Source organism: Phyllobacterium sp. 0TCS1.6A (genome assembly GCF_026420825.1).
In the GTDB taxonomy this organism is placed as follows: Bacteria; Pseudomonadota; Alphaproteobacteria; order Rhizobiales; family Rhizobiaceae; genus Phyllobacterium.
Genome location: NZ_JAPMAB010000005.1, coordinates 145,867 through 157,753 on the forward strand (window position 1 = coordinate 145,867; position 11,887 = coordinate 157,753).

An 11,887-nucleotide genomic window follows, 5' to 3' on the forward strand; every position below is an offset into this window, starting at 1 on the left:
TAGGGGGAGGAAGTGGTCTGATCTTCGTCAGATAAGTCCTCGTATCCTATCATGCAATCAACCATAGGGATGATAATGGTCGAGCCGGTCAATTCGCGCGAATTCATAGACAATGCCACAGCGTTGGTCGAAGCTGCAAGGCGCGCCGGCGCCGATGCCGCCGATGCGGTGGTGGTGCGTTCGCGCTCGACGAGCGTCAGCGTCCGGCTCGGCAAGGTCGAATCGACCGACGCATCCGAAAGCGACGAATTTGCGCTGCGCGTCTTCGTCGGCCGCCGCATCGCCAGCATTTCCGCCAATGGCGGCGCCGACCCCGAAACATTGGCCGCGCGCGCCGTCGCCATGGCGAAAGTCGCCCCGGAAGATGCTTTCGAGGGCCTCGCGGCGGCGGAGGAGCTGGCGCGGCAATATCGCGATCTCGAGCTTTATGATCCGGCCACGGTCGATGCGGCGCAATTGACGCAGGCCGCGCTCGCGGCCGAAGAGGCAGCGCTCGCGGTGGAAGGCGTTACCAATTCGGGCGGCAGTTCCGCCTCGGCCGGCATGGGCGGCCTCGTCCTCGTCACCTCCGGCGGCTTTTCCGGCCATTATATGGGCTCGCGTTTCTCGCGTTCCGTCAGCGCCATCGCCGGCAGCGGCACGGGCATGGAGCGCGACTACGACTTCTCCTCGCGCCTCTATTTCGGCGAACTCGAAGACCCCGCCGCCATAGGCCGTTCCGCCGGCGAGCGGGCCGTGAGGAGGCTGAACGCCCGCCAGGCCGCCACGGGCAGGGTGACGGTCGTCTACGATCCGCGCGTCGCCCGCGGCATTGCCAGCCATATCGCCAGCGCCATCAATGGCAGCTCGGTCGCGCGCAAGACCAGCTTCCTGAAAGACCGCATGGGCACGCAGATATTGAGCAGTTCCATCCATGTCACGGACGATCCGCTGCGGGTCCGGGGGCCGAACTCCCGGCCCTTCGATGGCGAAGGCGTCGAAGGCGTCCCGCTGGCGATGGTCGAGGACGGTGTGCTCCGGCACTGGCTGCTTTCGGGCTCCACGGCGCGCGAACTCGGCCTGCAGGGCAATGGCCGCGGCGTCCGTTCCGGCTCTTCCGTCGTACCGTCCGCAACGAATTTCGCCATCGAGCCCGGGGAGAAATCTCCCGGGGAATTGATCAGGGACGTGGGCACCGGCTTCTATTGCACCGAGCTTTTCGGCCAGGGCGTCGATATGGTGACCGGCGAATATAGCCGCGGCGCCTCCGGGTACTGGATCGAGAACGGCGAAATCACCCATCCGGTGAGCGAGGTCACCATCGCCTCCAATCTCAAGGACATGTTCCTCAACCTCGTCGCCGCCAACGATATCGACCGCAATTTCGGTATCGCCAGCCCGACACTCGTCATCGAAGGCATGACACTTGCCGGAAAGTGAACAAAACAGACTGGATCTCGAACTGATCCGCGAAGCGGCGATGGGCGCCGGCCGCATCGCCATGTCGTTCTTCCAGCAGTCGCCGCAGACCTGGCTGAAATCCGGCAACTCGCCGGTCACCGAGGCCGATCTGGCGGTAGACCGCTACCTGAAGGACATGCTTCTGGCGGCGCGCCCCGATTATGGCTGGATTTCCGAGGAGACGGTGGACGAGCGCTCTTCCTCGCCCTGGCAGCGCCTGTTCGTCGTCGATCCCATCGATGGAACGCGGGATTTCATCGGCGGCGGCAATGTCTGGTGCATCAGTATCGCGGTGATCGAAAATGGCCGCCCCGTCGCCGGCGTGCTCGACTGCCCGGCGCGGGAGGAAGTCATGACGGCGCTGCCGGGGAAAGGCGCATGCCTCAATGGCGGCATCATCCGTTCGCGGCCGCAGACGCGTCCGTTTCGCGTGGCGGCGCCGGGCCAGTACCTGAAGAAGCTGCCGCGCGAGTTCCAGGACGCCATCGAGCATGCGCCTCATATCGCGTCGCTGGCCTATCGTCTGGCCATGGTGGCGCGGGGCGATCTGGCGGGCACTTTCGTGCGGCCCAACTCGCATGACTGGGATCTGGCGGCGGCCGATCTCATACTTTCGGAGGCGGGCGGGCGCGTCTTGACAGCGGCGGGAGAAGCACTCACCTACGGGCGGCACGATGCGGAGCGTGGCGATTATCGGCACGGGGCGCTGGTCGCTTCCGGCGCCTCGTTCATGGACGACATGTTGAAAGTTGCCGCCGCGACGACCTTCGGCTAGAAAGTGCACTGAATTCACCAACTATTTGGATAGGTAAAAATGAGTGATACATCGGCTCCCAAGCAGCTGCTCCATCTGGTTTTCGGCGGCGAGTTGAAGAAACTCGGAGAGGTGGAGTTCCGCGACCTCGACGATCTCGACATCGTCGGCATTTATCCCAATTTCGACAGCGCCCACCGCGCCTGGAAGGCCAAGGCCCAGCAGACCGTGGACAATGCCCATATGCGCTATTTCATCGTCCACATGCACAGGCTGCTCGACCCGGAAACGGGCAAGCCGAGCTGACGCGTGAAACCCGAAAGCCATATGATCGACAACGACGCGGTCGTGACCAGCAAGCGGCGCAAGAAGCCGGGACTGCTCAAGCGGTTCTGGCGGTCCATACGCGGCCCGCTTGCCAACTCGCCGCTGGTGCGCACCATGATCGTGTGGCTGATCACCCAGTTCTTCCGGCTGGTGAACGCAACCAATCCGCGATTGCCGGGATCTTCACAACTCGATGACATGAAGCGCGGCGGCGAGCCCTTCATCGCCGTCGCCTGGCACGGCCAGCACCTGATGGCGCCCTTCCTCATGCCGGACGGCGTGCGCTTCGCCGCCATGTTCTCGCGTAGCAAGGATGCGGAACTGAATGCACGCGTTGCCGAACGGTTCGGCGTGGACATCATCCGTGGATCGGGCGGCAGGGACAGGAGCAGCGGGACGAAGAAGGGTGGCGCGCGGGCGCTGCTTGCCTTGAAAAACGCCCTCAAGGAGGGCAAGACAGCAGCGATGATCGCCGATATTCCCCATGGGACGCCGCGCGATTCCGGTATCGGCGTCGTGTTGCTGGCTAAATTGTCCGGCCGACCGATCATTCCTATCTGCTATCTGACGTCACGGCGAAAAGTTCTGGAAAAGAGCTGGGACAAGACGACAATTCCATTGCCGTTCGGCAAGTCAGGCCTGATCGTGGGCGATCCGATCTTCGTACCCCAGGATGCCGATGACGCCGTGCTTGAAGCAAAAAGGATCGAATTGACCAATAGTTTGAATGCCAATACGGCCAGAGTCCATGAGCTGGTGGATGGTGCGCATGAGTGAGAGATGGGCACGTATCGCGCTGGGCACATATCGTTGGGCCGGTGCGCTCGCATTTCCCGTGGTCGGTCCCTACATCGCCTTCCGCGCGAGCAAGGGCAAGGAGGAGCGCGGACGGCAAGGCGAACGCTATGGCGTCGCCAGCGTGGCGCGTCCGCAGGGTCCGCTTGTCTGGGTGCATGCGGCCAGCGTCGGCGAGACGTCGGCGGTCACGCCGCTGGTCGAAACCATCGCCGACATGGGCATCCATGTCGTCCTGACGACGGCGACGGTAACCTCGGCGAAAATGGTGCAGGAGCGGCTGGGCGACCGCGTCATCCATCAATATGTGCCGCTCGACCTGAAACCGGCGGTGGACCGCTTCCTCAGCCATTGGCAGCCGGATCTCGCGGTCATCTGCGAATCCGAAATCTGGCCGATGACGATCCTCGAACTCGGCAAGCGCCGTGTTCCGCAGGTGCTGGTCAATGGCCGCCTGTCGGACAAGTCCTTTGCGGCGTGGCACAAGCGCGCCTCGATCGCCGAAGCGCTGTTCGAGAACCTGGCGCATGTCGTTGCCCAGTCGGATGTGGATGGCGAGCGTTTCCGCGCGCTCGGGGCACGGCCCGTCACAGTTTCGGGCAATCTCAAGGTCGACACGGCCATTCCGCCGGTCAACGAAGCCGAACTCGAAGCGCTGCGGGACATGATCGGGCCACGCAAGACCTGGGCCGCCATCTCCACCCATCAGGGCGAGGAGGAGATCGTGGCGCAGGTGCACCAGATGCTGAAGGCGCGCCACCGCGACCTGTTGACGATACTGGTGCCGCGCCATCCGGACCGCGCGCCCGAGATCGTCGCCGAAATCGAGAAACTCGGGCTGAACATCGCCTTGCGCAGCCGGGGAGATGCCATTCGGCCGGATACGGACATCTATCTCGGCGATACGATCGGCGACATGGGTCTTTACCTTCGGCTGGCCGAGATTTCGTTCGTCGGCCGCTCCCTCACGGCGCAGGGCGGGCAGAACCCGCTGGAGCCGGCCATGCTGCAATCGGCGATCCTTTCGGGCCGGAACGTGCAGAATTTCCGCGAGTCCTACCAGCGCCTCATCAAGAACGGTGCGGCGAAGCTGGTGCGCGACCGCGACATGCTGGCCGGGGCGGTCAACTACCTCTTCAACAATCCCGACGAGCGCCGCGTCATGATCGAGGCCGGCGTCAAGACCGTCGAGGATATGCGCGGCGCCCTGGCGCGGACGATGACCGCGCTTGAGCCCTTCATCCAGCCGCTGGTGCTGCAGGCCCGGCTCGGCAATCGCGAAGGCGCCTGGAAATGATGGAGGCGGGGCGCCATGGTCAGTGAAGCGCCGCCGTTCTGGTGGGAAAAGCCGGACTGGCGCGCTCTTGCCCTCAGCCCCCTTGCCAGCATTTACGGTGCGGTTGCCGGACGCCGTATCCGGCGGGCGCATCCGCCAGCGATTTCGGCGCCGGTCCTGTGCATCGGCAATTTCACCGTCGGCGGCGCGGGCAAGACCCCCACTGCGATAGCCTTCGCCAAGGCCGCAGCCGCATCCGGCCTGCGCCCGGGCATCGTCTCGCGCGGCTATGGCGGCGCCTATTCGGGCGCGCACCGGGTCGATCCCGATCATGATTCAGCCCATCTGGTGGGCGATGAGCCATTGCTCCTCGCCAGGCATGCGCCCGTTGTCGTTTCGGCCGACCGTTTCGCCGGCGCGCAGCAATTGCAGGCGGCGCAGTGCGATTTCATCATCATGGATGACGGCTTCCAGAGTGCCCGCCTGCATTTCGACTATGCGCTGATGGTCGTCGATGCAGGGCGCGGCATAGGCAATGGCCATGTCCTCCCCGCCGGGCCGTTGCGGGCGCCGCTCGTCGATCAGTTGGTGCGCACCGATGCGGTTCTGAAGATCGGCCGCGGCGAGGGCGGCGACATGGTGGTGCGCCGCGCCGCGCGGGCGGCAAAGCCCATCCACGAGGCCATCCTGCAGCCGGTGGCGCTGTCGGGAGTGAAAGGGCCGCTCCTTGCCTTCGCCGGCATCGGCGACCCCGGCAAGTTCTATGCGACGCTCAGCGACAGCGGCGCGGCGGTTGCCGCCACCCGGTCATTCCCCGATCACCACCCTTATACGGAAGACGATGTCGCCGAACTGACGCGGGAGGCGGCGGAGAAGGGCTTGCAATTGGTCACCACGGCCAAGGATCATGTGCGGCTGCTCGGCGGCGGGGCGGCCGCGAAGAAGCTGGCAGATGAGATATTGGTGCTGGAGGTGGAGCTTTCGTTCGGCCAGCCGCAGATGCCGCTGAACATCATCCGCGAAACGTGCGCGCGTGCAAAGACGCGGGCCTACAATCCGCCGCGATAGCTGCGGTAGCGCAAGGGGCTCTCGCGCATGGGAATATCGAGCCGGCTTGCCGATGTCTGGCTGTACTGCCGGTCATTGGTGAAGTGTACCCGGCCGCCATCGCGGATTTCGGCATAGACCGCTACCCGGCCCGAACCGGCCGGAACGGCGATTTCATAGGGCACGGGAAAATGCCCGCTGACGCCCTTGCGAAAGCTCGTCCTGGCGATCACCCGATCGGCAAGGCCGCCGGCCACGTCATAGGCCGTGATAAAGATCACCGAGCTTGCCGACAGTCTGGAATAGGGCGGGCCGACGAGATCGCCGCTGATGGTTTTCGCGGGGCCGCTGAACGAAGGCGGCTCGGCCGGTCCCGTCGATGTACAGGCGGCGGCGACGATGCCCACCAATGCCAGCATGGCGCCGCGGCGTATCATCCTTTCGACCTCTGGCGCAGCGATGGATTGGTCTCCAGCTCGCGCTCAAAGGAGATGCGGGCGTCGGCATAGGCTTCCTGCCGCGCAACGCTCCAATATTTCAGCTCGTCGAGCGGGATCTTCTCCGCGGTGATGGAGCAAAGCACATAGGCACCCGGCGACAGCACCTGGAAATCGCCGTCGAGGTAGCGGATCTTGGCTTCGCGCGAGCCGGGGCCTTCAAATCGGTTCATCGAATTCGTTCCAGTTCAAGTTCCAGTTATTTATGGCCTGTGCCGGGGGACGGTCAAGTCCGGGCCGCCGGCCCCGCTTCATCGCCGGCCGAAGAGACGCTCTATGTCGGTCAGTTTCAGCTCGATATAGGTCGGGCGGCCGTGATTGCAGGTACCGGAACCGGGCGTCTGTTCCATCTGCCGCAGCAGCGCGTTCATTTCCTCCGGCTTCAATCGCCGGCCGGCGCGCACCGATCCATGGCAGGCCATCGTCGCCGCCACATGGTCGAGAATGGCCTTGAGCCCGTCGGACGTATCATGTTCGGCGATCTCGTCGGCGAGGTCGCGGATCAGGCGCTGGACATCGACTTCCCCGAGCATCGACGGCGTCTCGCGCACCGCCACCGCGCCGGGGCCGAAGGCCTCGATGCCGAGACCGAACCGCGCCAGCGCTTCGGCATGGGTGACGAGCCTCCCGGCATCCTCCTCGGGCAGGTCCACGATCTCCGGGATGAGCAGCATCTGCGCCGGCAGCGGCCGCGAATGCAGCGCATTCTTCAGCGCCTCGTAGACGAGCCGCTCATGCGCTGCGTGCTGATCGACGATGACCAGGCTGTCGTCCGTCTGGGATACGATATAATTGGCATGCACCTGCGCCCGCGCAGCACCGAGCGGCATCGTCGTCAATTCGGGCGGAGCCTCGCCGGCACCGGCGCGCATATCCGCTGCCAGCGCCTCGGACGGCCGATAGAGGAATTCCGCTGCGCTTTCGGCAAGGCCGAATGTCTCCGGCGCCGCTGCGCTCTCCGCCATGGGCCGATAGGGGGAGGTTTCGAGCGAGTAGTTCGCATTCCGCGCAGCGCTGCCACCCTGCCGGAATTGTTGCGGCTGGGGTGCAGGCGACGATCCGCCAAGCTTGAACGATTGCAGCATGGCCGAGGCGCCGCTGGTGGCGGCGCGGATGCCCGACTGGGCGAGCGCATCGCGGATGGCGCCGATGATCAGGCCGCGCACGAGGCCGGGATCGCGGAAGCGCACATCGGCCTTGGCCGGATGCACGTTCACGTCGACCAGTTCCGGTTCGATATTGATGAACAGCACCACGACGGGGTGGCGGTCGCGCGACATGACATCCGAATAGGCGGCGCGGATCGCACCCCAGACCTGCTTGTCGCGGATCGGCCGCCCGTTGACATAGGCGAACTGATGCAGGCTGTTGGCGCGGTTGAAAGACGGGATGCCGACGAAGCCGGACAGCCGCACATCTTCGCGCATCGCATCGATCGCGAGGGCATTGTCGCGAAATTCCCGTCCCAGAATCTGCGATATGCGGGTCATGACGCCCTCGGCGCCGCTGCCGGCCGCCGCTAGCTCGAGCGGCGTGCGGTCGCTGCCGGCGATGGAAAAGCGGATATGCGGGAAGGCGATGGCGATCCGCTTGACGACATCGCTGATCGCCGCCGCTTCGGCGCGGTCGGTCTTCATGAATTTGAGCCGCGCCGGCGTCGCGAAGAACAGGTCGCGGACCTCGGCGATGGTGCCGCCATTCATGGCCGTCGGGCGCGGCCCCGCCATGCGGCCGCCATCGACCATGATCTCGAAGCCCGTATCGGCATCCGGCGTGCGGGATTTCAGCGACAGGCGCGAAATCGAACCGATGGATGGCAGTGCCTCGCCGCGAAATCCCAACGCCCTGATGTCGTGGACATTGTCGGTCAGCTTGGACGTGCAATGGCGCGAAACCGCCAGCGCCAGCTCGTCCGGAACGATGCCCGACCCGTCATCGGTGATGCGGATGAGGTTCTTGCCGCCGCCGGCGGTGGCGATGTCGATGCGCGTCGCACCGGCGTCGATGGCGTTTTCGACGAGTTCCTTGACGACGCTGGCCGGCCGCTCGATGACTTCACCGGCGGCGATCTGGTTGATGATGGTCTCTTTGAGCTGTCTGATGGCCATTGCCGATCTATAGCGGATTCGCTCCCGCGCCGGAATCGGTTGCATCCATACATCCCAACAATATTGCCATGCTCATGATCTGGCCATCGCGGGCGGTTTGATGATAGTTCTCCCTGACTGATTGAGGAGAAGATACATGTCGAGTTCGAAGCCTTCCTTTGTGTGGACCGATCCCTTCCTTCTGGAAGATCAACTGACCGAAGACGAGCGGATGATCCGCGACAGCGCGCGGTCGTTTGCACAAGGGGAGCTGCTGCCGCGCATCGAGGAAGCCTATCTGGAGGAGAAGACCGATCCGGAACTGTTCCGCCTCATGGGCGAGGCCGGGCTCCTCGGCGTGACGCTGCCGGAGGAATATGGCACTGCCGGCGCATCCTATGTGGCCTACGGGCTGGTGGCGCGCGAGGTCGAGCGCGTCGACAGCGGCTATCGCTCCATGATGAGCGTGCAATCCTCGCTGGTGATGTATCCGATCTATGCCTATGGCTCGGAGGAGCAGCGCAGGAAATACCTGCCCAAGCTCGCAAGCGGCGAGTGGATCGGCTGTTTCGGGCTCACCGAACCCGATGCCGGCTCCGATCCTGCCGGCATGAAGACGCGAGCGGAAAAGGTCGCCGACGGCTACCGGCTTTCCGGTTCGAAAATGTGGATTTCCAATTCGCCCATCGCCGACGTATTCGTCGTCTGGGCGAAATCCGATGCCCATGACGGCCAGATTCGCGGCTTCGTCCTCGAAAAGGGCATGGCCGGGCTTTCGGCGCCGAAGATCGGCGGGAAACTGTCGCTGCGGGCATCCATCACCGGTGAAATCGTGCTCGACGGCGTGGTCGTCGGCGAAGAACAGCTATTGCCCAACGTATCGGGCCTCAAGGGACCTTTCGGCTGCCTCAACCGGGCGCGCTACGGCATCTCCTGGGGCGTGATGGGCGCCGCCGAGGATTGCTGGCAGCGAACGGTGCAGTACGGGCTCGATCGCAAGCAGTTCGGCCGTCCCCTCGCGGCCACGCAGCTGTTCCAGAAGAAATTCGCCGACATGCAGACGGAAATCGCGCTCGGGCTGCAGGCATCGCTGCGCGTCGGCCGGCTGATGGACGAGGACCGGATGGCGCCGGAGATGATCAGCCTCGTCAAGCGCAACAATTGCGGCAAGGCGCTGGATATTGCCCGCGTGGCGCGGGACATGCATGGCGGCAACGGCATCCAGATCGGCTATCACGTCATGCGCCACGCCCAGAATCTCGAGACCGTGAATACCTATGAAGGCACGCATGACGTGCACGCCCTGATCCTCGGCCGCGCCCAGACCGGTATCCAGGCATTCTTCTAGAATGGCGGAACGGCTCGTTCTCCTTGGCACGAAGGGCGGGCCGGCGATACGCCCCGGCGGTCCTTCGCCCACGTCGTCACTGCTCGAATGCTGCGGCAGGCGGATCGTCGTCGATTGCGGCCTCGGGGTGACGCGCGGGCTGGTGGATGCGGGGATGTCGCTGAAGGATCTCGACACGATCCTCGTGACGCACCTCCATTCCGACCATGTCCTGGAGCTCGGGCCGCTTCTGCACACCGCCTGGACCGCCGGTCTTTCGCAGCGCGTGACTGTGCTTGGCCCGGTGGGAACCGACGCTTATTGGGCCGGCTTCCTGCAATCCATGCGCTATGACATCGACCTGCGCATCGAGGACGAAGGCCGGCCCGACCTGCGCCGGCTGGTCGACATCCGGACCTATGCGGAAGGGACCATATTTGAGGACGGGCCGATCAGGATAAGCGCGCTGCGTGTCGATCATCCGCCCGTCGCCGAGGCTTTCGCGCTCAAAATCGAAACCGGGTCCCGAACCATCGTCTTTTCCGGCGATACGGCCTATTTTCCGCCGCTCGCCGCCTTCGCCCGCAATGCCTCGATCCTCGTGCATGAGGCAATGCTGGCGCAGGGTATCGACAGGCTCGTCGCCCGCACCGGCAATGGCGCACGGTTGCGGCAGCATCTTGTCGCCAGCCATACGATGGCGGGCGATGCCGGGCGCATCGCGACGGCCGCCAATATCGGCCATCTCGTCCTGCATCATCTGATTCCTTCGGATGACGCAGCGATAGGCCTCGAGGACTGGACGGAAGCTCTGAGGCACGAATGGAACGGCCGTCTCACCATAGGGCGGGACGGCCTGGTAATTCCGCTCGACTGACCTTTACATCAGGCCGGGCGCTATCGCTCAGCCCTTCTGCTGCTGGACGATGCCGTAAATATTGGTCGAGCGTGCACCGGAGCGGCAATAGGCGAGCACCGGGCCGCTGGTCTCCTCAAGCGCGGCAGCCATGGCATCGACGTCGTCCTGCGTCAGCTGGCCGGATACGACCGGGACATAGTGGATCGGTATGCCCGCCTTTTCGGCAACCCGCGCGATCTCGGCGAAATCGGGCTGGTCGGCGGATTCGCCATCGGGTCTGTTGCAGATGATGGCCTGGTAGCCGGCGGCAGCGATGTCGCGAACGTCGTCGGGCGTGATCTGGCCGGTCACGGCATAATTGTCGTCGATCTGACGGATATCCATTTTTTGTCCTTGGAATGTGATTGTTGAAGGCAACATACTACATATTGCTTCGCTTTCCAGTTTAAAGGCATGCTGACTAGCCGGCGCAAGGAGCGGCGGCGCAGAGGGTGGACAATGATCGACAAGCTGGAGTTCTTCATCGCTCTTGCGCACCACAAGCATTTCGGCCGCGCTGCCGAGGAATGCGGTGTCACCCAGCCGACCCTTTCGGCCGCCATCCGCCAATTGGAAAACACGCTCGGCGCCGTCCTGGTGCAGCGCGGTTCCCGCTTCAACGGGCTGACCTCCGAGGGCCAGCGCGTGCTGGAATGGGCGCGGCGGATCGTCGGCGATGCGCGCACGATGCGCGAGGAGATCCGCGCCGCGCATTCCGGGCTTGCCGGGCATTTGCGCATTGCCGCCATCCCGACCGCGCTGGCGATGGTGTCCCGCCTGACGACGCCCTTTCGCGAGAAACATCCGGATGTCACCTTCTCGATCATCTCGCGCACCTCGCTCGAAGTCCTGACCCTTCTCAGCAATTTCGAGATCGATGTCGGCATCAGCTATCTCGACAATGAGCCGCTCGGCCGCGTGACCTCGGTGCCGCTCTACAGCGAGCGCTATCAGCTGATCACGGCGGTGGGGAATGCCTATTCGGACAGGAAATCCGTGACCTGGGCGGAAGTCGGCAGCCTGCCGCTCTGCCTTTTGACCAAGGACATGCAGAACCGGCGCCTGATCAACAAGCATCTGCTGGAGGTCGGCGTCGACGTGCAGCCGACGCTCGAATCCAATTCCATGATCGTGCTCTTCTCCCATATCCGCACCGGCAAATGGGTGAGCATCATGCCGTTGAACCTCGCCGAAAGCCTCGGTTTCGCCGAGCCTATCCGCGCCATCCCCATCGTTGCGCCCGATGCGCGGCACCTCGTCGGCCTCGTCGCCGCCGACCGCGAGCCCCATACGCCGCTCGTATCCGCCCTGTTGCACGAGGCCCGGGCGCTCGCTTCCACCATGGATATGAGTTGATAGAAAATTTCTATCGATCGACGGTACTGCGATATTGATCTGCCGGTTCTTTTTTGATCTGTTCTAAGGAGTGGGAGAGACAA

Annotated in this window: 13 protein-coding genes; 9 read left to right on the forward strand and 4 right to left on the reverse strand. The window is 64.1% G+C overall.

Annotated features, from left to right (window positions below; genetic code table 11):
- The first annotated feature begins 75 nt into the window (after positions 1–75).
- The 6 genes from OSJ75_RS13015 to lpxK are packed head-to-tail and all read left to right on the forward strand — an operon-like array spanning position 76 to position 5,660.
- Entirely contained in the window at positions 76–1,419 is a 1,344-nt protein-coding gene (locus OSJ75_RS13015; protein WP_267228370.1) for a TldD/PmbA family protein, read from the forward strand.
- Positions 1,406–2,215, forward strand: coding sequence for a 3'(2'),5'-bisphosphate nucleotidase CysQ (locus tag OSJ75_RS13020; protein ID WP_267228371.1), 810 nt, complete (start codon positions 1,406–1,408; stop codon positions 2,213–2,215). The genes OSJ75_RS13015 and OSJ75_RS13020 overlap by 14 nt, the downstream gene beginning before the upstream one ends.
- Positions 2,216–2,254: 39 nt before the next feature.
- Positions 2,255–2,500 (forward strand): DUF4170 domain-containing protein, encoded by a 246-nt coding sequence (locus OSJ75_RS13025; protein ID WP_250015146.1) that lies wholly within the window; start codon positions 2,255–2,257, stop codon positions 2,498–2,500.
- Between the two features lie 21 nt (positions 2,501–2,521).
- Complete coding sequence (locus tag OSJ75_RS13030; protein ID WP_250015144.1) at positions 2,522–3,298, forward strand: lysophospholipid acyltransferase family protein; 777 nt, start codon at positions 2,522–2,524, stop codon at positions 3,296–3,298.
- Positions 3,291–4,613: a lipid IV(A) 3-deoxy-D-manno-octulosonic acid transferase gene (gene waaA, locus OSJ75_RS13035; protein WP_267228372.1), complete on the forward strand. Its 1,323-nt coding sequence runs from the start codon at positions 3,291–3,293 to the stop codon at positions 4,611–4,613. The genes OSJ75_RS13030 and waaA overlap by 8 nt, the downstream gene beginning before the upstream one ends.
- A 15-nt stretch (positions 4,614–4,628) precedes the next feature.
- Positions 4,629–5,660 carry a tetraacyldisaccharide 4'-kinase gene (lpxK, locus tag OSJ75_RS13040; RefSeq protein WP_267228373.1) on the forward strand — a complete coding sequence of 344 codons (1,032 nt, stop codon included), beginning with the start codon at positions 4,629–4,631 and terminating at the stop codon, positions 5,658–5,660.
- On the opposite strand, the gene OSJ75_RS13045 is transcribed toward lpxK, so the two are convergent.
- The 3 genes from OSJ75_RS13045 to mutL all read right to left on the reverse strand — a co-directional run bounded on the left by OSJ75_RS13045 (position 5,642) and on the right by mutL (position 8,244).
- Positions 5,642–6,076, reverse strand: a complete 435-nt coding sequence (locus tag OSJ75_RS13045) for a hypothetical protein (RefSeq protein ID WP_267228374.1) — start codon at positions 6,074–6,076, stop codon at positions 5,642–5,644. The two genes, lpxK and OSJ75_RS13045, sit on opposite strands and share 19 nt — an antisense overlap.
- Positions 6,073–6,309: a DUF2093 domain-containing protein gene (locus OSJ75_RS13050; protein ID WP_250015136.1), complete on the reverse strand. Its 237-nt coding sequence runs from the start codon at positions 6,307–6,309 to the stop codon at positions 6,073–6,075. The genes OSJ75_RS13045 and OSJ75_RS13050 overlap by 4 nt, the downstream gene beginning before the upstream one ends.
- Positions 6,310–6,387: 78 nt before the next feature.
- Positions 6,388–8,244 (reverse strand): DNA mismatch repair endonuclease MutL, encoded by a 1,857-nt coding sequence (gene mutL, locus OSJ75_RS13055; RefSeq protein WP_267228375.1) that lies wholly within the window; start codon positions 8,242–8,244, stop codon positions 6,388–6,390.
- A 136-nt stretch (positions 8,245–8,380) separates the two neighbouring features.
- Here mutL and OSJ75_RS13060 point away from each other — a divergent pair, with 136 nt between their 5' ends.
- Positions 8,381–9,571, forward strand: coding sequence for an acyl-CoA dehydrogenase (locus OSJ75_RS13060; protein WP_250015131.1), 1,191 nt, complete (start codon positions 8,381–8,383; stop codon positions 9,569–9,571).
- A 1-nt stretch (position 9,572) separates the two neighbouring features.
- Positions 9,573–10,427 carry an MBL fold metallo-hydrolase gene (locus OSJ75_RS13065; protein ID WP_267228376.1) on the forward strand — a complete coding sequence of 285 codons (855 nt, stop codon included), beginning with the start codon at positions 9,573–9,575 and terminating at the stop codon, positions 10,425–10,427.
- A 27-nt stretch (positions 10,428–10,454) separates the two neighbouring features.
- Here OSJ75_RS13065 and OSJ75_RS13070 read toward each other — a convergent pair whose 3' ends face one another.
- Complete coding sequence (locus OSJ75_RS13070; protein ID WP_267228377.1) at positions 10,455–10,793, reverse strand: TIGR01244 family sulfur transferase; 339 nt, start codon at positions 10,791–10,793, stop codon at positions 10,455–10,457.
- Positions 10,794–10,907: 114 nt separating this feature from the next.
- Here OSJ75_RS13070 and OSJ75_RS13075 point away from each other — a divergent pair, with 114 nt between their 5' ends.
- Entirely contained in the window at positions 10,908–11,804 is an 897-nt protein-coding gene (locus tag OSJ75_RS13075) for a LysR family transcriptional regulator (RefSeq protein ID WP_250015125.1), read from the forward strand.
- The last annotated feature ends 83 nt before the right edge of the window (positions 11,805–11,887 follow it).

Coding starts and splice junctions, on each gene's coding strand:
- OSJ75_RS13015 (WP_267228370.1), top strand. CDS start 76: ATGGTCGAGCCGGTCAATTCGCGCGAATTCATAGACAATGCCACAGCG.
- OSJ75_RS13025 (WP_250015146.1), top strand. CDS start 2,255: ATGAGTGATACATCGGCTCCCAAGCAGCTGCTCCATCTGGTTTTCGGC.
- OSJ75_RS13030 (WP_250015144.1), top strand. CDS start 2,522: ATGATCGACAACGACGCGGTCGTGACCAGCAAGCGGCGCAAGAAGCCG.
- waaA (WP_267228372.1), top strand. CDS start 3,291: ATGAGTGAGAGATGGGCACGTATCGCGCTGGGCACATATCGTTGGGCC.
- lpxK (WP_267228373.1), top strand. CDS start 4,629: ATGGTCAGTGAAGCGCCGCCGTTCTGGTGGGAAAAGCCGGACTGGCGC.
- OSJ75_RS13045 (WP_267228374.1), bottom strand. CDS start 6,076: ATGATACGCCGCGGCGCCATGCTGGCATTGGTGGGCATCGTCGCCGCC.
- OSJ75_RS13050 (WP_250015136.1), bottom strand. CDS start 6,309: ATGAACCGATTTGAAGGCCCCGGCTCGCGCGAAGCCAAGATCCGCTAC.
- mutL (WP_267228375.1), bottom strand. CDS start 8,244: ATGGCCATCAGACAGCTCAAAGAGACCATCATCAACCAGATCGCCGCC.
- OSJ75_RS13060 (WP_250015131.1), top strand. CDS start 8,381: ATGTCGAGTTCGAAGCCTTCCTTTGTGTGGACCGATCCCTTCCTTCTG.
- OSJ75_RS13065 (WP_267228376.1), top strand. CDS start 9,573: ATGGCGGAACGGCTCGTTCTCCTTGGCACGAAGGGCGGGCCGGCGATA.
- OSJ75_RS13070 (WP_267228377.1), bottom strand. CDS start 10,793: ATGGATATCCGTCAGATCGACGACAATTATGCCGTGACCGGCCAGATC.
- OSJ75_RS13075 (WP_250015125.1), top strand. CDS start 10,908: ATGATCGACAAGCTGGAGTTCTTCATCGCTCTTGCGCACCACAAGCAT.